The organism is Synechococcus sp. UW69 (genome assembly GCF_900474185.1).
GTDB lineage: Bacteria > Cyanobacteriota > Cyanobacteriia > PCC-6307 > Cyanobiaceae > Parasynechococcus.
Window position 1 is genome coordinate 342,804 of the sequence record NZ_UCNW01000009.1, and the last position, 22,276, is coordinate 365,079.

Annotated in this window: 21 protein-coding genes; 8 read left to right on the forward strand and 13 right to left on the reverse strand. The window is 62.9% G+C overall.

Annotation, left to right across the window (positions count from 1 at the left end):
• Positions 1–44: 44 nt before the first annotated feature.
• Positions 45–863 (reverse strand): thiazole synthase, encoded by an 819-nt coding sequence (locus tag DXY29_RS09375; protein WP_115024755.1) that lies wholly within the window; start codon positions 861–863, stop codon positions 45–47.
• A 51-nt stretch (positions 864–914) separates the two neighbouring features.
• Here DXY29_RS09375 and DXY29_RS09380 point away from each other — a divergent pair, with 51 nt between their 5' ends.
• A complete protein-coding gene (locus DXY29_RS09380; RefSeq protein WP_115024756.1) occupies positions 915–1,460 on the forward strand; it encodes a hypothetical protein in 546 nt (181 codons plus the stop codon).
• 12 nt (positions 1,461–1,472) lie between these two features.
• On the opposite strand, the gene DXY29_RS09385 is transcribed toward DXY29_RS09380, so the two are convergent.
• From DXY29_RS09385 to rpmI, 3 genes are read right to left on the reverse strand one after another with little or no spacing between them, the layout of a single operon-like run.
• A complete protein-coding gene (locus DXY29_RS09385; RefSeq protein ID WP_115024757.1) occupies positions 1,473–1,991 on the reverse strand; it encodes a hypothetical protein in 519 nt (172 codons plus the stop codon).
• A 9-nt stretch (positions 1,992–2,000) separates the two neighbouring features.
• Positions 2,001–2,348 (reverse strand): 50S ribosomal protein L20, encoded by a 348-nt coding sequence (gene rplT / locus DXY29_RS09390; protein WP_011363098.1) that lies wholly within the window; start codon positions 2,346–2,348, stop codon positions 2,001–2,003.
• A gap of 56 nt (positions 2,349–2,404) precedes the next feature.
• Positions 2,405–2,602 (reverse strand): 50S ribosomal protein L35, encoded by a 198-nt coding sequence (gene rpmI / locus DXY29_RS09395; protein ID WP_006852081.1) that lies wholly within the window; start codon positions 2,600–2,602, stop codon positions 2,405–2,407.
• Positions 2,603–2,659: 57 nt separating this feature from the next.
• Between rpmI and DXY29_RS09400 the strand changes: the two genes are divergently transcribed.
• The 3 genes from DXY29_RS09400 to DXY29_RS09410 are packed head-to-tail and all read left to right on the forward strand — an operon-like array spanning position 2,660 to position 6,809.
• Positions 2,660–4,219 carry a SpoIID/LytB domain-containing protein gene (locus DXY29_RS09400; protein WP_115024758.1) on the forward strand — a complete coding sequence of 520 codons (1,560 nt, stop codon included), beginning with the start codon at positions 2,660–2,662 and terminating at the stop codon, positions 4,217–4,219.
• A 23-nt stretch (positions 4,220–4,242) separates the two neighbouring features.
• On the forward strand, positions 4,243–5,562 hold the full coding sequence (locus tag DXY29_RS09405; RefSeq protein WP_115024759.1) for a glycosyltransferase family 2 protein: 1,320 nt from the start codon (positions 4,243–4,245) through the stop codon (positions 5,560–5,562).
• Positions 5,562–6,809, forward strand: a complete 1,248-nt coding sequence (locus DXY29_RS09410; protein ID WP_115024760.1) for an exo-alpha-sialidase — start codon at positions 5,562–5,564, stop codon at positions 6,807–6,809. Before DXY29_RS09405 ends, DXY29_RS09410 begins: the two co-directional genes overlap by 1 nt.
• A 15-nt stretch (positions 6,810–6,824) precedes the next feature.
• Here the strand turns inward: DXY29_RS09410 and DXY29_RS09415 are convergent, their stop codons facing one another.
• From DXY29_RS09415 to tig, 5 genes are all read right to left on the reverse strand, one after another.
• Positions 6,825–8,660, reverse strand: a complete 1,836-nt coding sequence (locus tag DXY29_RS09415; protein WP_115024761.1) for a DNA polymerase III subunit gamma/tau — start codon at positions 8,658–8,660, stop codon at positions 6,825–6,827.
• Between the two features lie 23 nt (positions 8,661–8,683).
• On the reverse strand, positions 8,684–9,322 hold the full coding sequence (locus DXY29_RS09420) for a lecithin retinol acyltransferase family protein (RefSeq protein WP_115024762.1): 639 nt from the start codon (positions 9,320–9,322) through the stop codon (positions 8,684–8,686).
• A gap of 4 nt (positions 9,323–9,326) precedes the next feature.
• On the reverse strand, positions 9,327–10,676 hold the full coding sequence (gene clpX / locus DXY29_RS09425; RefSeq protein ID WP_115024763.1) for an ATP-dependent protease ATP-binding subunit ClpX: 1,350 nt from the start codon (positions 10,674–10,676) through the stop codon (positions 9,327–9,329).
• Positions 10,677–10,766: 90 nt separating this feature from the next.
• A complete protein-coding gene (clpP, locus tag DXY29_RS09430; protein ID WP_115024764.1) occupies positions 10,767–11,441 on the reverse strand; it encodes an ATP-dependent Clp endopeptidase proteolytic subunit ClpP in 675 nt (224 codons plus the stop codon).
• Between the two features lie 43 nt (positions 11,442–11,484).
• The gene (gene tig / locus DXY29_RS09435; RefSeq protein ID WP_115025032.1) at positions 11,485–12,894 is read right to left on the reverse strand and encodes a trigger factor; all 1,410 of its coding nucleotides are present in this window, start codon (positions 12,892–12,894) and stop codon (positions 11,485–11,487) included.
• Positions 12,895–13,052: 158 nt separating this feature from the next.
• Between tig and DXY29_RS09440 the strand changes: the two genes are divergently transcribed.
• The 3 genes from DXY29_RS09440 to DXY29_RS09450 are packed head-to-tail and all read left to right on the forward strand — an operon-like array spanning position 13,053 to position 17,089.
• The gene (locus DXY29_RS09440) at positions 13,053–14,078 is read left to right on the forward strand and encodes an aspartate-semialdehyde dehydrogenase (protein WP_115024765.1); all 1,026 of its coding nucleotides are present in this window, start codon (positions 13,053–13,055) and stop codon (positions 14,076–14,078) included.
• Positions 14,075–14,983, forward strand: a complete 909-nt coding sequence (gene dapA, locus DXY29_RS09445; protein ID WP_115024766.1) for a 4-hydroxy-tetrahydrodipicolinate synthase — start codon at positions 14,075–14,077, stop codon at positions 14,981–14,983. The genes DXY29_RS09440 and dapA overlap by 4 nt, the downstream gene beginning before the upstream one ends.
• Positions 14,984–15,034: 51 nt before the next feature.
• A complete protein-coding gene (locus DXY29_RS09450; RefSeq protein ID WP_115024767.1) occupies positions 15,035–17,089 on the forward strand; it encodes a ribonuclease J in 2,055 nt (684 codons plus the stop codon).
• Here the strand turns inward: DXY29_RS09450 and DXY29_RS09455 are convergent.
• The 3 genes from DXY29_RS09455 to holA are packed head-to-tail and all read right to left on the reverse strand — an operon-like array spanning position 17,075 to position 20,669.
• Complete coding sequence (locus DXY29_RS09455) at positions 17,075–17,818, reverse strand: hypothetical protein (RefSeq protein WP_115024768.1); 744 nt, start codon at positions 17,816–17,818, stop codon at positions 17,075–17,077. The two genes, DXY29_RS09450 and DXY29_RS09455, sit on opposite strands and share 15 nt — an antisense overlap.
• A 32-nt stretch (positions 17,819–17,850) precedes the next feature.
• Positions 17,851–19,656 carry an aspartate kinase gene (locus DXY29_RS09460; protein ID WP_115025033.1) on the reverse strand — a complete coding sequence of 602 codons (1,806 nt, stop codon included), beginning with the start codon at positions 19,654–19,656 and terminating at the stop codon, positions 17,851–17,853.
• 47 nt (positions 19,657–19,703) lie between these two features.
• Positions 19,704–20,669, reverse strand: coding sequence for a DNA polymerase III subunit delta (gene holA, locus DXY29_RS09465; protein WP_115024769.1), 966 nt, complete (start codon positions 20,667–20,669; stop codon positions 19,704–19,706).
• On the opposite strand from holA, the gene DXY29_RS09470 reads away from it, so the two are divergent.
• Positions 20,658–21,326 carry a precorrin-8X methylmutase gene (locus tag DXY29_RS09470; protein ID WP_244279365.1) on the forward strand — a complete coding sequence of 223 codons (669 nt, stop codon included), beginning with the start codon at positions 20,658–20,660 and terminating at the stop codon, positions 21,324–21,326. The two genes, holA and DXY29_RS09470, sit on opposite strands and share 12 nt — an antisense overlap.
• On the opposite strand, the gene tilS is transcribed toward DXY29_RS09470, so the two are convergent.
• Complete coding sequence (tilS, locus tag DXY29_RS09475) at positions 21,274–22,254, reverse strand: tRNA lysidine(34) synthetase TilS (protein WP_244279366.1); 981 nt, start codon at positions 22,252–22,254, stop codon at positions 21,274–21,276. The genes DXY29_RS09470 and tilS overlap by 53 nt on opposite strands.
• Positions 22,255–22,276 lie beyond the last annotated feature (22 nt).

The window sequence follows — 22,276 nt, forward strand, 5'->3', positions numbered from 1 at the left end:
TGGCTTTGTGAAGCAGGCTTCACCTCACTTCACGTCTCTTTATCTCATGGTGCCGACTGCACGATGCCTGTGGTCGGTGAGCTGGCGGAGGCCTGGTCCCGCCGCGGCAAGCGTCCGGAGCGGTGGGCGGTCCGCCCGGCGAGCACTGCCTGACCCATGGCCTCGGCCATCGCTGGGGGGTCGCCGGCCATGGCGATAGCGCTGTTGACCAGGACGGCATCGGCTCCCATCTCCAGGGCCTGCGCCGCTTCGCTGGGCACGCCAATGCCTGCGTCAACCACCACTGGAACACGGGCGTTTTCGATGATCAATCCGATGTTTGCGGCGTTGTTGAGGCCCTGGCCCGAGCCGATCGGAGAGCCCAGGGGCATCACCGTGGCGCACCCGACCTCCTCCAGGCGTTTGGCGAGCAAGGGATCCGCATTGATGTAAGGCAGCACCGTGAAGCCTTCCTTCACCAGGCGCTCTGCGGCTTGCAAGGTGCCGATCGGATCGGGCAGAAGATGCCGAGTGTCGGGAATGACCTCCAGCTTGACGAAGCTGTTCTCGTCCTGCCCCGCCAGCTTGGCCAGTTCCCGTCCAAGCCTGGCGACACGCACCGCTTCCTCCGCATCGGTGCAGCCCGCGGTGTTGGGCAGCATCCAGATTCGGTTCCAATCGATGGCTTCCATCAGGCCCTCATGGCCTGCGGCCACAGCCTGAACCCGTCGAACAGCCACCGTGACCATGTCGCAGCCGGATCGCTCGATGCTCTGCTTCATCAAGGCCATTGATGGATATTTGCCGGTGCCCGTGAACAGACGGCTGTTGAACTGACGCCCGCCAATGGTGAGGGGGTCGCATGAGGGGGAGGGCAAATCCATGACGCGCGTGAGCAAAAGGGCCTACCGTGCCCTCATCATCCATCGTCTTCCATGCCGTTCCTGCTTGCCATGGATCTCCCGGCTGGCAGCCAGGTGCCGTTTGAGACCAATCCTCAGCTGCCTCTGGATCCGATTCAGCTTGCGGTTCCTCTGGAAATCGATGAGGGAGACGTGGAGAGCTTCGATCCGGTGGCACGTGCTGGAGATCTGGCTGCATCGTTGCCCCGCCAGTGGTGCGGCACGTTTGAACCCTTTGATGGCAATTCCACCGTTGATGTCACCTTGGACATCACCCAACTGACGGCGTTGGGCCAGATGGTTGATATACGGGGAACGATGACCTTTGGGTCCGTCACCACACCGGTTCAGGGCAATTTGCACGCCAAGTCGGATCAGCTTGATCTCATTCCCTTGGCGGATCCCTTAATCGCTGGCCTCGAGCCCGGAGGTGTCTTCCTAGGCCTGCAAGGTTTCAGTCCTACCGGTTGGCAGGCTCCTCGCCTGGTGAATGTGGCCAACCCCAGCACCGGGGTTGGCGGTCGTCTTGCGATGACCAGCAGCTGCCAAGACGAGATTCCCGTTCAGCCTCTTTGGTGATGTAATCACCCTTCAGTTCATCCGACGCTTGAGTTTCTTCAGCCCTTTCTTCGCTGTGGCGTTCTCAGGTTCGATGCTGAGTGTTTGCTCATAAAGCGAGATCGCCTCAGCGTCTTTCAACAATTTTTCCTGGGCAAAGGCCAGGTTGTTGAGGGCTACGGGATAGTCCTTTTTGGCCTTCAGCGCCAGCTTGTAGTGCTTGGTGGCACCGGAATAGTCCTTTTGCGCAGCCAGAGCAAAGCCAAGAGCATTTTCAATCAGCGCGCGAGCCTCATCGGGTTCATCACTCAGGCGTTTCAGTGCCTGCTTGAGGGTGGCCGCAGCTTGGGGGTAAAGCCTTTTGCGCAGTTGCACGGATCCAAGCTCATAAAGATCCGATGCCTGCCGAGATGAGGCCGTGTCAGATTTTTCGAGTTCGATCAGTCGTGCTTCGTCACGTCGCACACGAAAAAATTGTCGGCCCACCACCACCGCAACGATGGCAAGCAGGCCGACCAGGCCCAGCAGGTAGGTCTGGGGCAGCAGGTTCACAGTTGGAGATCAGCTCTTGGCTGCAGCCACCACGTTGGTGAAGCTGCCGGGGTCAACGACCGCTAGCTGAGCCAGCATCTTGCGGTTCAGGCGCACATCCGCCTTCTTGAGTCCGCCCATCAGCCGGCTGTAGCTCACGCCATTCAACCGAGCGGCTGCGTTGATACGGGCAATCCAGAGGCGACGGAAGTCGCGCTTGCGACGACGACGATCTCGATAGGCATTGCAGAGGGCTTTCATCACCCGCTGGTTTGCTGTGCGGAACAGAGTTCCGTTGCCACCACGGAAGCCACGGGCCAGCCGCAGAATCTTGTTGCGGCGTTTACGGGCGACGTTGCCTCTCTTGACGCGGGCCATGAGGTTGGAAGGGTTGGATCAGGTCTTGTTGAACGGTCTCGTCTGAGCAGCTGTGCTCAGGCGTAGGGCATCATCAGAGTCACGCGCTCTTCATCGGTGCGATCCACCACAGCCTTGGTGGCCAGATGACGCTTCTGCTTAGGGGTTTTGTGGTCCAGCAGGTGGTTCCGGAAAGCGCGACGACGCAGAAATTTGCCAGTGCCGGTTGCTTTGAACCGCTTCGCGGCAGCTTTGCGGGTCTTCAGCTTGGGCATTGGTCTGCTCGTTCGGGCACAAACGACAACAATACGTCCCGACGTGCCCCCCGCGGAATGATTCGGTTCCTGACTCTCACATTGCTTCTTTGTATGGGTCTGGGCTGCAAGGCCCGTGAAGACGTTGCAACTCAGTCACCCGCCGCGGTCGAGCCTGCTGCCGTTGAACCGATTCAGCTCCCCACCCACCGCTCCATCGCTGACCCACCGCCGATTGAGGGCCCTGAACCGGTGCTCTGGGTGGCGTTGGAGGACCACCTGGGTGCCGCTGCAACAGCGGCGCCGCTGAATCTCCGTGCCTTCTCAGGATCGCTCACCCTTCGGGATGCAACGGGGGAGCAACGCAGCGGATCGGATTTTGCGATCACCTGGCGAAGCGTGCCCTTGGGCACTCCGTTTCCGTTGGCCCGCCGGATTGCAGGCCCCTACGCCAGCTTTGAATCGGCGGATCGTGTCGCCTCCCGTTGGCGTGCTTTGGGAGTTGAAGCGGAGGTCGCCCATCCCGGGGAATGGGAGGTCTGGGCGCCAGAAGGGGCCCCGGTTCCAGAGGGTCTCGCTGTGCGCGATTGGCAAGGCACGCTCACCAGCACCGTCGAACCGGTATTGCAAACGCCGGAGGGGGGACGCACGTTGCAGGGTCCTGTTTCGATTGAGGCGTCCGATGGACTGTTCTGGGCAGGTGGACGCTTTCAGGGTCCCTTCCGCTTGCAACGGGATGCTTACGGCAGTTGGTCCCTGGTGGAGCAAGTGCCGGTGGAGCGTTATCTGGAGGGGGTGGTTCCCCATGAGATCGGTGCCGGTTCACCGATGGCGGCGTTGCAGGCCCAGACCGTTTTGGCGCGCACCTGGGCCTTGGCGAATAGCCATCGCTTCAGCATCGATGGCTATCACCTCTGCAGTGACACCCAGTGCCAGGTTTATAGCGATCCCCGCCATGCGGGAGGTGCTGTGCGCGAAGCGATTGCGGCCACCCAGGGAAAGTTGCTCAGCCTGAATAACCAACCGATCAGTGCGGTGTATCACGCCACCAATGGCGGGATCATGGCCGCCGGCCCGGAAGCCTGGGCCATGCAGCCCACCACCTACCTGCGTCCGAAACCGGATGGGGATGAGGGCTGGAGCAGTCGTCATCCCTTGCCGCTGCAGCAGCGCCAGGCGGTGCTGGCGTTGCTGGCGGATCGCTCCGGGGCCTATGGCCAGCAGCACCCCCGCTTCCGCTGGACCCGAACCCTCTCTGGTCAGAGTCTGCGTCAGGCCCTCGGAGCAGCGGCAGAACCGCTGGCTTCTCCCTTGCAGCTGCAGGTTCTGGAGCGGGGTGCCAGCGGCCGTGTGCTGGCGTTGCAGATTGCCGGCAGCGGCGATGCCTCACCGGTCACCCTCAGGTTGGATGCCATCCGTCGCACTCTCCGGACACTTCCCAGCACCCTGTTTGTGCTGGAGCCTCAGGGGGCAGAACGCTGGCTGGTGCTGGGCGGTGGCTTCGGCCATGGGGCCGGTTTGTCGCAGGCGGGAGCGATCGATCTGGCCTGGCGGGGCTGGCCTGTGGAGCGGATCCTGCGCCATTACTACCCAGGGACTGTCTACGGCCCGCTCTCAACAGTTGTGCAGTCCCCTTAAAGTCCTGCCACCTGGGCATCTGGATGAGCTCGAACGCCACCTCTGGTGATCACCGACGGGTGAAGTCGGCCGCGTTCCTGTTCGCTTGTGGATGCGCTGGTGCAGCTCCCCATTGGCTTGACCCAGCCCGCTCGCTCTGGCCTGCCATCAGTCTTGCTCTGATGCTTGGTGGGTATGGCTTGCGTTCCGTGATGCGTGGGCAGCTGACACGTGGTGCAGCGGATGCCGTCCCGGCAATGGATCCGGGGCAGCTTCCCAGCCTGGATGTGGTGGTGGCCGCCCGGGACGAAGAATCTGTGGTGCAGCGTTTGGTGGAACGCCTCACATCGCTGCGCTATCCATCAGGGCAACTCACCACTTGGGTGATCGACGACGGCAGTGTGGATCGCACGCCTGAGTTGCTGGACAACCTGGCTGCCGAGCACCCGGGACTCAATGTCATCCATCGCCAGCGCAATGCCGGTGGTGGCAAGTCGGGTGCTCTCAACACCGCCTTGAATCGCCTGAGTGGCGACTGGCTGCTGGTGCTTGATGCTGATGCCCAATTGCAGGAGGACCTGCTCGAGCGCCTTGTGCCCTACGCGCTCGATGGTGGCTGGTCAGCGGTGCAGCTGCGCAAGGCCGTGATTGATGCAGATCGCAACTGGCTGACCCGATCCCAGGCGATGGAGATGGCTCTGGATGCGGTGATCCAGTCGGGGCGTCTGGCTAATGGAGGTGTGGCAGAGCTGCGGGGGAACGGCCAGCTGATCAAGCGCTCGGTGCTGGAGGCCAGCGGCGGTTTCAATGAAGACACCGTGACCGATGACCTTGATCTCAGCTTCCGCCTGTTGACCCATGGGGCCTTGGTAGGACTGCTGTGGGACCCCCCGGTTCAGGAAGAGGCGGTCCCCGGTCTCCAGGCCTTGTGGAAGCAACGGCAACGCTGGGCGGAAGGAGGATTGCAGCGTTTCTTCGATTACTGGCCGGTGTTGACGTCGGCCCAGCTCAGTGTTCGCCAGCGCTGGGATCTGGCAGCTTTTTTCCTGCTCCAGTACGGCCTGCCGGTGGTGGCCTTCGCTGATCTGAGCACAGCTCTGATCACGCGGAGCTTTCCGGTCTACTGGCCCTTGTCGTTGGTGGCCTTCAGCATTTCGGGTCTGGCCTATTGGCGTGGCTGTCGCAGCGGCAGCGAGGGTCCGTCGATTCCAACCGCTGGCCTGGCGAATCTCCTGGTGGCCATTGCCTACCTCGGCCACTGGTTTGTGGTGATTCCCTGGGTGACCGTGCGGATGTCACTGCTCCCCAAACGCCTGGTCTGGGCCAAAACCAGCCATGGTCAGGACAATCCTATTCAGGTCTAATGGTGCCTCCTTTTTCGTCGTTCGATCAGGCTGAGGATCGATTTAAAGACATGGCATGGGGCCAGGTTCTCGTCACACCCTTTGAACTAGGGGCCTGGGCTCTTTTGGAGCCGATGGGAGAACAAAACCATGCTCCCCAGTTGTGTTGGATCCGTCCTGACTTGCTGGGCTGTGTCTGGATGGCAGGCACCGGTGAGGGGACCGCTGGGATGTCGGTGTTTTTGTCCTTACTTGGCTCAGAGGGTGGTTGTTGGTCGGAACCGCAGAAGATTTCCAAAGATGTGGAACGGTCGGAGCAGAACCCCTTGCTGTTCGTCTCCGATAGGTGTCTGCATCTGATTCATTCCGCCCAGTTGGTTCGTAATCCGGCGGATCGCTCCAATCTCGAGGCATCCAGCAGCTTTTCCATGCAGTGGACGGCCGTCCTCCGGCATCAGCGCCTAGCGCTGGAGGGTCTTGATCCTGCCGATCCTGGGACCTGGTTGGCTGAGGCATGGTCGCCCCCTGCTGATCTGTTCGACGATCCGGCGTTCTGCCGTAATCCCCCTTATCCGTTAGAGAACGGCAACTGGTTGTTGCCGATTTACCGCAGTCTCGAAGCAGGCGGGGCCTTTGGTCATGATCACAGTGAGATGGTGCGTTTGGATTCGTCCGGTCAATGTCTTGACCAGCCCTTTGGCATTCCAGAAAGCACCGGCAGGGTGCATGGCTCAGTGGTTGCGTCGAGGGATGGAAAGGAATTGCTCCAGTTTTTTCGCAGTCGCCTCGCTGATCAGATCTACCGGAGTGTGAGCACGGACGACGGGGTCACCTGGTCGGCGCCGGTACCCACACTGCTGCCCAACAACAACAGCTCCATCCAGGCCTGTCGGTTGGAGAGTGGGCGATTGGCGATGATTTTCAATCGCTTTGGATTGGCGCCGGATCCTGCTGCATCTGGGGAGCAGCAGGAGTGGGGAGAGGCCCGTTGGCCCCGCACCCGATGGCCGTTGTCGATCGCCATCAGCGATGACGATGGCCTTCATTGGCCATGGATCCGAGATATCGATACGGGTTTTGGATTCTGTGGTCCGATGAATTGGGATCTCAATGGACAACTGGCCTACCCAACCCTGATTGAGGGGCGGCCTGGGGAGCTCCATGTGGCTTATTCCTGGGCGGGTCGCCAGGCCATTCGCTACGTCACTCTGCGTGAACTGGAGGTGATCGGGTATGCCCTTGACGCCTCAGCCTTTGGCTCGTTCTGACGTCAGTTCATCCCATCAATTGATTTCATCAACGTCGAGAACTTGACCGTTGAAGAAGTCCGCCAGATTGCGGGCCTGACGATCCAGGCCTGAAGGTGGGCTGGGTTGAGGGTTGGTTTCCGTTGGAGCAGGTGCCGGCTTTGGTTCCACTGGCTCGGGTTGCGTGCGCGGAAGTTCCGGTGCAACCGCCGGAGCTGATGTTGGAGCAGGTGCCGGTTGTGTTGGTGCTGGAGGCTCGACTGCTGCTGGCGGTGTTGCGATAGGGGGAGTTGCGATCGGTGGAGTCGCAATCGGTGGTGTTGTGATCGGTGGTGGCATGGCGCTGTTGCTGGCTTCCAGGATCAGCTGCCTCGAGCCACCGAGAGCTGTGGCCACCGCCTGTTCCAGCAGTGACGCCCGGCTCTGCACCATCCCCATCCAGTTGCCAGCCACCTGCACAACTGCGCGGTTGGCATCCAGTCGCACCAGTTGCGCTTGCTGCGAGAGCAACATCCGGGTGGAGGGCAGTTCGAGGCTGCCCAGGATCTGTTGCCACAGTTCGGGCAGGTTGGTGCTGGGCGACGGCGGAGGGTTGGAAACCGTTGGCAGTTCCGGTGATGCCGCAGGTGCCGGTTTGGGACTGGCGGTAGGTGCCTCGGTTGGGTTTGGTGCGGCGGCGGGAGCTGGCACAGGAGCTTCGATCGGAGTCACAGCTATCGCTGGTGTCGTCGCTGGTTGTGTTTGGGGCGGGGCTGCGGTGATGGGCTGAGCCGCCACCGGTTCCGCCAGCAACCCCAGCAACAGCACTTCCAGCCAAAGCCGAGGTTGCACACTTTGGCGCAGTTGTTGCTCGCTGCCCCGCAGTTGGGCTTGCCATTGAAGCAAGCGGGCTCTGCCCATGGTCTTCGCGAGGGCGGGTAGCTGATCGCGGAACTGGGGCGAAACGCTGGTGAGCTCCAGCCGATCTGGAGCAGCAGCCATCAGCACCAGATCCCGCAGCATCCCGGCCAGACCTTGCAGCACGGCCCCAGGATCCCGGCCCCGGTCCAGCAGGTTGCGGGTCGCCTCCAGCAGTTGAACCGGTTCGGCGCTGCTCATGGCCTCCACCAGCTCCAGCAGTTCCTGTTCGGGCACCGCGCCCAGTAGATCCCACACCGCAGCGGCTTCGATGGGTGGCGGCAGCAGACTCAGTTGGTCCAGAAGGCTTTCGGCATCCCGCAGCCCTCCTTGGGACCGCTGGGCTACCACGTGAATGGCTTCGGGTTGGATGTCGATCGCTTCCTGTTCGGCGATCCAGCTCAGATGTTTGTTGAGGGCATCGAGCGGGATCCGCCGGAAATCAAAGCGTTGGCAGCGGCTGAGGATCGTTGGCAGCACCCGTTGCGGATCGGTGGTGGCGAGCACGAACACCACCTGTGGAGGTGGTTCCTCCAGGGTTTTCAGCAGGGCGTTGAAGGCTGCGGTGGAGAGCATGTGGCACTCGTCCACCACATACACCTTCCAGCGGGCCTGCACCGGTGCGAAACGGGAGCGTTCGATCAGTTCACGGATGTTGTCGACACCGGTGTTGGAGGCGGCGTCGATCTCGATCACATCCAGGGCTGTGCCGGCGGCAATCGTTTTGCACAGCTCGCAGGTGCCGCAGGGTTCGGGCGTTGGCCCGTCGCTGTTCAGGCAATTGAGCGAGCGGGCCAGGATGCGGGCGCTGGAGGTTTTGCCGGTGCCGCGGGGGCCACTGAACAGGTAGGCCGGGGCAATCCGATTGCTGGTAAGGGCGTGGCCCAGGGTGGCGGCGATCGCCTCCTGACCCACCAGCTGATCAAAGCGCTGGGGCCGATATTTGTGATGCAGCGGCTGGTAGGCCGAACTCATGCGCCGCGAGCGTTGAAAGGAGATTACTCAGAGGATTCCGAGCCTGGCAGCGCGGGGCGCTGTTCCAACAGGGCATCAATTCGTTGTTTGAGGTCTTCCACGGCCGCCAGCTCATCCGCAAGGCTCTGACCCGTGAGCAGCAGCCGGCGGTCCGTCCCATCTCCTGCCCGTTCCAGGAGGCCCTCCAATTTGCCCAGCAGCGACAGGCGCAGGCGTTCCAGTTTCTCCACACCCCGCCTGGCCATCGCGCGGGCATCGTCATCGAGCAGGCCCCGTTGAACCAGGAGTTCCAGCCCACGCATCAGGGCGGAAGACATCAGACCGCTCCAGTGACGTCCCTGCTCCAGCACCGAGTCCACCTGGCCGCTGCGATGGCGCCCGGTTTTGCACCAGGTAGCGAAGTGCTCGCAGTTGTTGAACAGCAGGTTGTAATCCTGTTCACCCAGGCGCCCCATGGCCCGGCGCAGGGTTACCCCCACCGGCGAAGCATCGGGATGGCTGATCACCCGCAGTGGTTGACCTCGAGTGAACTCCTCCAACGGGCTGCGCAGGATTTCACGCCCTTCTAGGTAGTGGGCGACGGTTCCGTCGCCGAGGTCGATGCCGTGATGGTTGAACAGGCCGTGCTGACGCGGCACCTCCAGGTGGTCAGCGGCAGCCAAGGGCTCAGGCGGTTTTCTGTTGTTCCGTGCCAGGCAGGGGGAGCACCTTGCCGCCGGTGTGTTCCTCCACCATCGCCCGGGTCACGGTGAATTCCTTCACGGATGTCTGCGAGGGGAGGTCGTACATCAAATCGAGCATCAGCTCTTCGACGATGCCGCGCAGAGCGCGGGCGCCGGTCTTGCGCCGGTGGGCCTCTTGGGCGATCGCCTCGATGGCGTCATCGGCGAACTGGAGTTGCACGTTGTCCATGCTCAGCAGGGTGCGGAACTGCTTCACCAGGGCATCGCGGGGCTCGGTCAGGATCGATTGCAAGGCGCTTTCGTCCAGGGGTTCGAGCACGGCACTCACCGGCATCCGGCCGATGAATTCCGGGATCAAGCCGTAGCGCACCAGATCATCCGGCTCCAGGTGACGCAGCACATGGGCGGCTTGCAGGTCGCGATTGGCCCGACTGCGTCCGCGGCCATCGCTGGGCATGAAGCCGATGGCGTTGCGGCCCATCCGTTTCTGCACCACGTCTTCGAGGCCGACGAAGGCACCGCCGCAGATGAACAGGATCTGGCTGGTGTCGATCTGGATGCAGTCTTGATAGGGGTGCTTGCGGCCACCCTGGGGCGGCACGTTGGCCACGGTGCCCTCCAGCATTTTCAACAGGGCCTGTTGAACACCTTCGCCGGAGACATCCCGAGTGATCGAGGGGTTCTCGCTCTTGCGGGCGATTTTGTCGATCTCATCGATGTAGATGATGCCCCGCTGGGCCTGGTCCACATCCATGTCGGCCTTCTGCAGTAGCCGCAGCAGGATGTTTTCCACGTCCTCACCCACATAGCCCGCTTCGGTGAGGGTGGTGGCATCGGCCACGGCGAAGGGCACATCCAGCATTTCGGCCAGGGTCTGGGCCAACAGCGTTTTGCCGCAGCCGGTGGGTCCGATCAGCAGGATGTTGCTCTTGTGCAGGCGGGTGGCGGTCTCCTCGGTTTCGCCGTTGCCATCGCCTTGCCAGGCCAGGCGCTTGTAATGGTTGTAAACCGCCACCGACATCACCTTCTTCGCGGCGTCCTGGCCGACCACCTGTTCATCCAGGAAGCTCTTGATGTCCTGAGGCCGGGGAATGGAGGCCAGCGTTGGGGCGGGTTTACTGCTCTTGCGCGCGGCAGGTGCGGCCTTGCGGCTCTGCTCGTGGCTGTGGCGTGGATTGCCTTGGCCATCCACCAGCTCCTCATCCAGGATCTCGTTGCAGAGATCGATGCATTCATCGCAGATGTAGACGCCGGGTCCGGCGATCAGCTTGCGCACTTGATCCTGGGATTTCCCACAAAACGAGCACTTCAGATGGGCGTCGAACTTGGCCATCGAACGCTGGGCACCACACAGGAGAACAACACAGGAATCAACCGATGGCGTCTCCCTGAACACACAGGATCGAGAACGGAAGCGCTTCTGTCAGCTCTCCGTAATGATTCCTCCGTCCCCGGAACTGTCCACCACGCGATCGATCAGGCCGTATTCAACCGCTTCTGCTGGAGAAAGGAAGTAGTCGCGGTCGGTGTCTTCTGAGATCTTGTCGAGGGGCTGGCCGGTGTGGTCGGCCATCAGTCCGTTCAAGGTCTCCTTCAGATACAGAATTTCCTTGGCCTGAATTTCAATGTCCACCGCCTGCCCCTGGGCGCCACCGAGGGGTTGGTGGATCATGATCCGGGCATTGGGCAAGGCGAGACGCTTGCCTTTGGTGCCTCCGGACAGGAGAAACGCTCCCATGCTGGCGGCAAGGCCGTAGCAGATGGTCACCACGTCCGGGGCCACCTGCTGCATCGTGTCGTAGATCGCCAGTCCTGCTGTGACTGAGCCGCCCGGCGAGTTGATGTAGATCTGAATGTCCTTCTCTGGGTCCTCAGCTTCGAGGAACAGCATCTGCGCGACTAGAGCATCGGCGACGGCGTCATCCACACCGGTGCCAAGGAAGATGATCCGCTCCCGCAGCAGGCGGGAATAGATGTCAAAGGCCCGGTCGCCGCGACCGGACTGTTCCACAACCGTGGGTAGCGGCCCCGGTGCCGAGACGGGCATGGCGGCCCGCCAGCGGTTCTGGATGGGGTGGTGACTGCGGGCGTCGATCACGCGATCGGTGTGCGGTGAAGTTGGCTCAATCTATGGGCGTTGCTCAGTCCTTGGCGTCCGCCTTGGACTTGGTTTTGGCGGGGGCCTTCTTGCCGCCAGCCTTTTTCTTGGCTGCTGGCGTGCCGTCATCCGCCGCCGGGGCCTTTTCGGTGAGCGTGCTGTTCTCCTCGAGCCAACCCATCAGACGGTCCTGCATCAGGTCATCCATCACGGCCTGCCGCAGGCGTTCCGGATCGATTTTGGCCTCGTCGGAGAGTTCTTTTTTCACCTCTTTGATCTTGGCGTCAACGTCCTTGTCGTCGAGCTTGATCTCCTCCGCTTCAGCCAGGGCGGTGAGGGCAAAACTGCGGCGCAGCCGTTCCTCGGCCTCTGGGCGGGAGTTCTGCATCAGGTTGCGCACCAGATCGGGCGTGAACAGAGACTTCACATCCATGCCCTGCTGGGCGAACTGGGCTGCCGTCTGCTCCAGCAGGTTGCGGCTCTCTTGCTGAATCAGGGCTTCGGGCAAGTCCACTTCGAGCTGCTCGACCAATGCGGCGACGAGCGCATCGCGGCGGTTGCTGGTCTGGCGCCGTTCGGCGTCGTCCTTGAGCCGCTGCTCGAGATCTTTGCGCAGATCTACAAGGGTTTCCTGTTCGCTCGCCTGCTTGGCGAAGGCGTCATCCAGGTCGGGCAGTTCGCGGGTCTTGAGGTCCTTGAGCTCGATCTCGAAGGCGGCCTTGCGTCCGCGCGCGTCCTCCTTCGGATAGTCCTCGGGGAATTGGCAATCCACGGTTTTGTTGTCGCCGACTTTCATGCCGATGACCCCCTCGATGAAGCCCGGGATCATCCGGCCGTTTTCCAGGTCGACATCCATGGAATCGGCACTGCCCCCCTCGATTTCGCTGCCGTCATCGCTGTAGGTCCCTTTGAACCCAAGCACCGCGATGTCACCGTTCTGCGCGGCACGATCTTCCACGGGAACGACCGTGGCCATCTGCTTGCGGGAGTCCTCGATCATCTCGTCGACACGGGAAGCGTCGTAGGCGACGGTTTCGAACTCCGCCTTCAGCCCCTTGGTGCTCTTCAGTTTCGGCGTCGGAGCGACGTCGGCTTCCAGGGTGAAGGTGAGTTCCTTGCCGGGCTCAAAGCTTTCCAGCAGCCCATCGAAGCCACTGCTCAGATCGGGCTGGCTGATCGGCTCCAGGGATTCCTGCTGAATGGCGTCCCGCCAGGCGCCATCAATCAACTGTTCCAACGCTGTGGCTTTGATTCGCACACCTCCCAGCTGCTGAACCAGCACCGTGCGCGGCACCTTGCCCTTGCGGAAGCCCGGCAGGTTGATGCTGCGGCTGAGACTGGTGATCGCGTCTTCGTAACTCGTTTTGCAGCGCTCCCCAGGAACGGTGACCGTCACCGCCAGACGGCTGCTTGGGCGGGCTTCGGTGGTCACCTTCAGGGCTGCAGCGCTCATTGGGGGAAGGGAAAGGGCAGCCAAGCACTGTATGCAACGGTTGAACTGGGCCTGGATCGGTAAGCTGAGCCCGTCGCACCATCGGCATCACGTTCTCTACGTAGTGATGTCGGTTCCGAAAGTCGACGGGTTTTCGTTCAGATCGTTCACTCCACCGCTTGTCTTCGACCCTTCCCAACCGTCCTCTCAATGTTGCTGTTCTTGGTGCCAGCGGTGCTGTTGGCCAGGAACTGCTGCTGCTGCTTGAAGAACGCCGTTTCCCTGTTGGCGAGCTGAAGCTGCTGGCATCGGCCCGCTCTGCCGGTCAGACCCAAGCCTGGAATGGCCGTGTTCTCACGGTGGAAGAGGTGTCGGCTCAGTCGTTCGAAGGGGTTGACTTGGTGCTCGCCTCCGCCGGTGGCTCCGTTTCAAAGCAGTGGCGTGATGCGATCACGGCTGCAGGTGCGGTGATGGTCGACAACTCCAGCGCCTTTCGCATGGAGCAGGGGGTTCCCCTGGTGGTGCCGGAGGTCAATCCCGATGCGGCATTCGCCCACAAGGGGGTGATCGCCAATCCGAATTGCACCACGATCCTGCTCACCTTGGCCTTGGCCCCTCTGGCCGCGAAGCGAGCGCTGCGCAGGGTTGTCGTGAGCACGTATCAGTCCGCCAGTGGCGCCGGCGCCAGGGCGATGGAGGAGCTGAAAAATTTGTCCCAAACCGTGTTGGACGGGGGAACCCCCAAGGGTGAAGTGCTGCCTTACTCCCTGGCCTTCAATCTTTTTCTGCATAACTCACCGCTCCAGGCGAACAGCTACTGCGAGGAGGAGATGAAGATGGTCAACGAGACCCGCAAGATCATGGGTCTGCCGGATCTGCGTTTCACAGCGACCTGTGTGCGGGTGCCTGTGCTGCGGGCCCATTCCGAAGCAGTGAACATTGAGTTCGAGTCTCCTTTCCCTGTTGAGGAGGCACGTGAGCTCCTGGCGGCTGCCCCTGGTGTTGAGTTGATTGACGACCCGGCGGCGAACCGCTTCCCCATGCCGACAGACGTCACCGGTCGCGATCCGGTGGCGATCGGCAGGATCCGTCAGGACATCAGTGATGCAAATGCACTGGAGCTCTGGTTGTGCGGTGATCAAATCCGCAAGGGAGCGGCGCTCAACGCCGTTCAGATCGCTGAACTGTTGATCCAGAAGTCATGACACGTACCGCCACCCTCTCCCCAACACCCTTCGGTCGTGTTGTCACCGCCATGGTGACCCCCTTTGATGCCAGCGGTGCTGTGGATCTGACCTTGGCGGGTCAGTTGGCACGCCATCTTGTGGAGCAGGGTTCCGATGGATTGTTGGTGTGTGGCACCACCGGCGAGTCGCCGACCCTTAGCTGGCAAGAGCAGTTGCAACTGCTGCAGGCGGTTCGCGACGCCGTCGGCAACGACGCCAAGGTGTTGGCGGGCACCGGCAGCAACTCCACAGCGGAGGCAATAGAGGCCACCCAGCAAGCAGCGGCAGCCGGCGCCGATGGTGCTCTCGTGGTTGTGCCCTACTACAACAAGCCTCCCCAAGAGGGCCTAGAGGCCCATTTCCGTGCCATCGCTAAGGCGGCTCCTGAGTTGCCGTTGATGCTCTACAACATCCCCGGCCGCACCGGCTGCAGCATCGCTCCGGCCACGGTGGCGCGGCTGATGGACTGCCCCAATGTGGTGAGTTTCAAGGCCGCCAGCGGCACCACCGAAGAGGTCACGGCGCTGCGCCTGGCCTGCGGCCCGCAGTTGGCGATTTACAGCGGCGATGACGGCCTCACACTGCCGATGCTCGCCGTGGGTGCTGTTGGTGTGGTGAGTGTGGGCAGCCATGTGGCGGGCCCCGAGATACGCGCCATGATCGAGTCCTATCTGAATGGCGACGGTGCCTCCGCACTCGCCCTGCACGACGCTCTCATTCCTCTGTTTAAGGCCCTGTTCGCCACCACCAATCCGATTCCCGTCAAGGCTGCTCTCGAACTCAATGGCTGGTCTGTCGGTGCTCCCCGTCCACCTTTGTGCCCCCTCTCTGACGACATGAAACGTTCCCTCTCCATCGCCATGGCCGCCCTTCGTCAGACCTAGCCCGGTCCGGCTTATCGGCTTACGCAATCCGTTTTCTTCAACTCTTTTTCTATGGCCAACAACGCGCGATCCAGCAAGGGGCAGGAGCCTTGTCTTCGGGTGATCCCCCTGGGTGGACTGCATGAGATCGGCAAGAACACCTGTGTGTTCGAGTACGGCGATGACCTGATGCTGGTGGATGCAGGTCTGGCTTTCCCCAGCGATGGCATGCACGGGGTGAATGTGGTGCTGCCCGACACCAGCTTCCTGCGCGAGAACCAGAAGCGGATCCGCGGCATGATCGTCACCCATGGTCATGAAGACCACATCGGTGGCATTGCTCACCACCTCAAGCACTTCAACATTCCGGTGATCTATGGGCCGCGGCTGGCCCTCTCGATGCTCACCGGGAAGATGGACGAAGCGGGGGTCAGAGACCGCACCACCCTGCAGACCGTCGGTCCGCGTGATGTGGTGAAGGTGGGTCAGCACTTCTCGGTGGAGTTCATCCGCAACACCCACTCGATGGCCGACAGCTTCACGCTGGCCATTTCCACACCGGTGGGAACCGTGATCTTCACGGGTGATTTCAAGTTCGACCACACCCCGGTCGATGGTGAAAACTTCGACATGGCACGGCTCGCCCACCACGGTGAAAAGGGGGTCTTGTGTCTGTTCAGTGATTCCACTAACTCGGAAGTTCCTGGCTTTTGCCCTCCTGAGCGCTCCGTGTTCCCCAACTTGGACCGCCACATCGCCAATGCCGAGGGTCGGGTCATCGTGACCACCTTCGCCAGCTCGATCCATCGGGTGTCGATGATTCTGGAGTTGGCTCTGAAGAACGGCCGCAAGGTGGGGCTTCTGGGCCGCTCCATGCTCAATGTGATCGCCAAAGCCCGGGAACTGGGCTACATGCGCGCGCCGGATGAGCTGTTTGTGCCGATCAAGCAGATCAATGATGTGCCCGATCGTGAAACGCTGCTGCTGATGACCGGTAGTCAGGGCGAGCCGCTGGCAGCCCTGAGCCGCATCTCCCGCGGTGAACATCCCCAGGTGAGGGTGAAGACCACCGACACGATCATTTTCTCAGCCAGCCCGATCCCCGGGAACACGATTTCCGTGGTCAACACGATCGACAAGCTGATGATGCTGGGCGCCAAGGTCGTGTACGGGAAAGGCGAAGGCATTCATGTCTCCGGCCATGGCTTCCAGGAAGACCAGAAATTGATGCTGGCCCTCACCCGGCCCAAGTTCTTCGTGCCGGTGCACGGTGAGCACCGGATGCTTGTGCAGCACTCCAAAACCGGCCACTCCATGGGGGTTCCGGTCGACAACACCTTGATCATCGACAACGGTGACGTGGTGGAGCTCACTCCGGATTCGCTCCGCAAGGGCAATGCTGTGAAGGCAGGCATTGAGCTGCTGGATCAATCCCGCAACGGCATCGTTGACGCCCGTGTTCTGAAGGAGCGCCAACAGTTGGCGGAAGACGGCGTGGTGACGATCCTGGCGGCGATCAGCACCGATGGAGCCATGGTGGCTCCGCCGCGGGTGAACCTGCGGGGTGTGGTCACCACGGCGGATGCCCGCAAGATGTCCTTGTGGACCGAGCGGGAAGTCACCTGGGTGCTCGAAAATCGCTGGAAGCAGCTCTGCCGCAACACCGGTGAGAAGGCACCGGAAGTGGATTGGATGGGTGTGCAGCGTGAGGTGGAGGTGGGCCTCGGCCGGCGGATGCGCCGTGAACTGCAGGTGGAGCCACTGATCCTGTGTCTGGTGCAGCCAGCTCCTGGTGGCACGCCCGTTTACAAGGGTCGCGCCGATGCTGAGCCCGATGATCGTCCGGCGCCGCGCGGTCGCGGTGGTCGTGGAGGTGGGTCCCCCTATGGCCGTCGTAACGGTGGTGGTGGAACACCCGCTCCTGTGCGCACCAATCAGGGCAATGGCAACGGCCGTTCTGGCTCACCAACGCCGGCCCCCGTCCGTGCGGCGGCAGCAACAGCAACCGCTGTGGTGGAGAAAGTGACTCCCCAACCGGTTGTCGAGAAAGCTGCTGCTGCGCAACAGCCGGTCGAAGCGGAGATGCCTGCAGGGCGCACCCGTCGTCGTCGTTCAGCGGCCAGCTGAGCGGGCGAAGGCCCCTTTGATCCTGTTCATCAGACCCATCGGCTCAGTGGAGTCGGTGGGGCTTTTGATTGCAGGTTGAAGTTGTCTGCGGAGCCACGATTTCTCCAGGAGATCCTTGGCTGCAGGCTCCTGGGTTGTGGGCTCGATCTCGTCGCTCGGTGGCTGCTCCGTTGGCTCGGTTGTGATCTCTGGTTCCAGGGTGACCGCAGGCTCTGGGGTTGGTGCCGGATCCGGAGAGGGAGTGCCAGCCGCAGTGGGCGTGGGCCGGGGTTCCTTGTCACTGGGCAACCACGGCATCGCCGTGACCACGTGGGGCTGTGCTGGCCTGGCTTGATCGGGATCCGTGGTCAGGAAGGGATCCTTCAGCAGATCTGGGAGGACGACATCGGTTGCAGGTGTCGTCGTTGCTGCGCTGACGCTGTTCTGCGACCGGCAGAGCTCCAGCCCTTGTTCCGCCAGGGCCGCCAGGGTGGCCTCCGGTTCAATGTCCAGCACCCGTTGGTAAGAGAGGGCGGCTTGCTCCGGTTGCTGGAGTCCATGCAGCTGGATGTGACCCAGGAGCAACGCCACCACAGCCCGCCATCCCAAGACGAGGCTTTGGTCTTGCTCGTCTGATGCGCTTTGGAGTTGATCCCACAACGCCGAGGCCAGGGCATGAGCCTCGGGGTAATCCCCGAGGCCGTAGGCCCGTTCCGCTGCTTGGTAGTGCTGCTCGAAATCGGCGTCCACGCTTGGGGTTCCGGTACCCCCGTTGTAGACCTTCAGCTGGCGTCGTGAGGTGATGGGGTGCCTTGGGCGGAGTGACGTTCATCACCACCCAGTCCGAACCCGGCGTGCACCACTTGGAGGGCCTCGACGCCAGCCTCTTCTGCCACCACGCAGCTGGTTCTGATTTCACTGGTGGCGATCAGGCCGATGTTGATGCCTGCATCCGCCAGAGCACGGAACATGCGCCCCGCTGTTCCTGGCGTTGCCGGCATCCCAGCACCGACGGCACTCACCCGTGCAATGGCCTCGCCGTCTTCCAGGGCGGCACCCGGCCACTGGGCCAGCAGGGGGGCTAGGGCTACATCGGCACGGGCGCGGTCGTCCTTGCGCAGGATGAAGGTGATGTCCCGTGATCCGTCGCTGTGTTGTCGTTCCGATTGAACGATGGCATCCAGGCTGATGCTGTTGTCGGCTAGGGCTGAACACAGCGACGCCGCGGTGCCGGGTCGATCGGGCACGTGGCGAACACTCAGTTGCACCTGGTCGCGGTCGAGGGCGACGCCGCGCACTTCCGGTTCTCCACGGCCGTTGTTGGTGGGATTGATGCGGATTTGCGATTCCTCAAGGTCGAAGGCGTCCCGCACCGCTTGAACAGCTTTGCTGCCGGCACTGGATTCGATCACGCAGCTCACCTTCACTTCACTGGTGGCGATCAGGCGGAGGTTGATGCCCTGTTGACACAGGCAGTTGAACAGGTTTGCGGCAATGCCCGGTCGCCCCATGATTCCGGCCCCGCTGATGCTGAGCTTCGTCAGCCCTCCTTCTGCTGCCAGATCGCCGCCCAGTTGATCCAGAACTTTCTGGCTTATGCCGCGGGCCAGCTCGAGATCCGCCTCGGCCACCGTGAAGGTGATGTCATTGCTGCTGCCCTCATGGGTGGCCTGAATGATCAGGTCCACATTGATTCCCCCGTCGGAGAGGGTTTCGAACAGTCGTGCGGCAATGCCGGGCTGATCGGGGATATGGGAGAGGGCGAGCACGGCCTGTCCGTCCACTTCCTCCATCCCATCCACGGGACTGCCGAGCTCCAGGCCGTTGGTGCTGATCGGACGGGCTGGTCGGCTGGTGAGCCGGGTGCCTGGGGCATTGCTCCAACTGGATCGCACCACAAGATTCACGCCGTAGTTGCGGGCGATTTCAACTGCTCGGGGATGCAGCACGGAGGCCCCAAGGCTCGCGAGTTCGAGCATTTCGTCGCAGCTGATCGTGTCCATCAACTGGGCATCCGGCACTTTGCGCGGGTCGGTGCTGAGAACACCCGGAACGTCGGTGTAGATCTCGCAGGCATCGGCCCCCAACGCTGCCGCCAGGGCCACTGCGGAGGTGTCGGAGCCCCCGCGTCCGAGGGTGGTGATTTCGTTGAGGCCATCACTGCTGGTGCTGGTGCCCTGGAACCCGGCGACCACCACCACCTGGCCAGCAGCGAGGCGGTTGCGGATTCGGTCGGTGCGAATCCCGAGAATCCTGGCCCGGCCGTGGGTGGATTCCGTGGCGATGCCCACCTGCGGGCCGGTCATCGACGTTGCACTGACCCCTTGGGCGTTTAGGGCCATGGCCAGCAAGGCGATCGACACCTGCTCACCACTGGCCAGCAGCATGTCCATCTCCCGCTGGGTGGGGGTTGAGGTGATGGCGTTGGCCAGACCCGTCAGTTCGTCGGTGGTGTGGCCCATGGCGGAGACCACCACGACCACGTCGTGCCCCTCCTCACGGCAGCGTCCGATGCGATCGGCCACCGCCTTGATGCGTTCCACGCTGCCGACGGAAGTGCCCCCGAATTTCTGCACCAGGAGGGCCATGGGCTGGGCTTCAGCAACGCTGGATTTTCTCACCTGGCGGGCAGCGATCAGCCCAGCAGTCCGTCGCGGAAGGCATCGCCTGGCTGGGCGCCGCGTTTCAGCCGTGCCTCCACCTCCAGCAGGCGCCCGAGCAGGGAGAGGAAGCGTTTGGCCGGGCGACCCTGCAGCTGCTTGCGCATCACATAGATGCGTTTGGGATTACCGATCCCGGCGGCCTTGGCAATCACCGCCACATCTCTTTCCCCCTGCTGTTCCAGCAGGCTCACCCAGAGCCAACCCCGGATCTGACCGGTGAGGGTGGCCACAATTCGCAGAGCTGGTTCCCCGGCTTCGATGAGGGCATCCCAGCGGGCAATGGCTTCGCCGGGGTTGCCCTCCAGCAGCGCATCGCCCACGGCCAGCGCATTGGTGGAGCGACCCCCCACCAGCTCCTGAACCCGCGCAGCGGAAATGGTGGTGCCGCGCAGGGAAAGCTTGCGCAGTTCCGATTCGAGTCGGGCGCTGTCGGTGCCGATGGCCTCCACCAGGGCATCGATGGCATCGGGGTCGACCTGCAGACCCAGGGCCTCGGCGGTGCGTTGTACCAATTGGCGCTGACCATTGCCATCCCAGGCGGCTGGCAGCGGGAAGCTTTGTTCCTGATCGAGTCCGCTTTTGATTCGCTTCTGCAGGGTTTTGGTAGTGCGCAGGCGACCATCCGGTTTGGCAGGGTTCACCAGCACCAGGTGGCTGGTGTCGGGGATGAGTTCAAGGGCGGCTTCAAACCGGTCGGCCAGTTCACTGGGACAGCCGTTGCAGAACGGACTGCGCTGCAGCAGCACCAGCCGTTCGCCCGTGGCGAAGGGAGGTGTGCGGGCCTCTTCGAGGGCCTGCAGGGCTTGACCAGCGTCTGCCCCATCCAGGCGGCTGAGGTTGAGGCTGCTCCAGCTGGGGTCCACCACCTGGCCGATCAGAGCCTCGATGGCCCGGTCCCGCGCGGCGGCGTCATCACCCCAGAGCAGATGGATCGGCATGGGTTGATGATGGCGTGGATGGCCCAGGACCACCCGATCTTCACCGAAAGCATCCGGCGGATCCAGGCGGCTCTGGGCGACACCGGCTTGCCTCCGCTGCAACAGCAGGTGCTGGAACGGCTGGTGCACAGCAGTGGTGATCTCTCCCTGGGGCCCCTGCTGCAGTTCAGCGAGGGGGCCTGTGAGCATGGGGTGGAGGCGCTGCGGCAGGGGGCGCCGATCCTGACGGATACCGCGATGGCAGCGGCAGCGGTGGCCCCGATGGCCCAACGCACCCTCGGCAGCGCGGTGCACACGGTGCTGGAGTGGGCTCCAGAGCTGGCACCGCAGGGTTCGACACGCACGGCCGCTGGCATGGAGCAGGCCTGGATGACGCTTGCGGTGGCGTCACCCGCTCCAGTGGTGCTGATCGGCAGTGCACCGACAGCTCTGGAGGTGCTGTTGCAGCGGGTGGCCGCCGGGGCCCCGGCCCCCAGCCTGGTGATCGGCATGCCGGTGGGCTTCGTGGGGGTGGCGGAAAGCAAGAGGCATCTGGCGGCCAGCGGTCTGGCTCAGATCCGCTTGGAGGGCAGTCGTGGCGGCGCGGGTCTGGTGGCGGCGGCGGTTAATGCTCTGCTTCGCGCTGCAGCAGCATCAGCTCCGCTCCCTTCCAGCTGAGCTGCCAGCCCCCCGGACAATCGGCTGAACCTCCGGGTGCGCCCTGTTGCAGCCGACGGCTGAGTTGCTCCAGTTGGGCGGCCGGAAGTGGTGGCACCCCCTGCTGCTGCAGCCATTGCGCCAGCAGCAGACGCCGGGTGGCCGGGTTCAACGCCCCCAGGCCGCGGCGGTCCAGCCCGGCTGGGGTTTGCAGGAGCTCCAGGGCCATCCGGCTGAGTTCTGTCTGACTGTCCCGCACGTGGGACACCCGTTCGGCCAGATCGCTCATCCGCTGACTGCAGCCCGGATGCAGGTCCTCGAGCACAGGCAGAACCTCCTGACGGATCCGGTTGCGGGCGAAATCAGCGGATTGGTTGCTCGGGTCGTCCCAGATCGGCAGGGCCAGGTCTTGGCAGATCTGCAGAGTGTCGTGGCGTTGCAGGTGCAGCAGTGGCCTGCGCAGGTGGGGACCTTCTGGGCTCAGGGGGCGGACGCTGGGCAGTGCCGCCAGTCCGGCAAGATCGCTGCCGCGGGCTAGCTGCAGCAGCATCGTTTCGGCCCGATCGCTGGCGGTGTGGCCCGTCACCACATCGGCGCCTGCTTCGCGGGCCCGCTGCGCCAGCCGTTCATAACGCCACTGCCGGGCTGTGGCTTCGCTGGGCACTTGCCCCGGCACCGCCTGATCCACCTGCAGGGGCAGCTGGCGCTGTTGGCACCAGGCCCTCAGTTCGGCGGCGATCCGGCTGGAGCCGTCGTGCCAGCGGTGATCGCCATGCCAAAGGCTCAGGCTCCAGCCATGCAAGGGCGCCAGATCCTGCAGCAGAGCCAGTAGGGCGATGGAGTCCTGTCCGCCGGAGACTGCCAGCAGCAGGGCGCTCTCCTGCGGAAGCAGCTGCGGCTGCTGAAGCAGGCGCCGGTGCAGGCGGTCATGCCAGGACGTCCAGCCCAAGGAAGAGGGTGCGTTTCCCCCA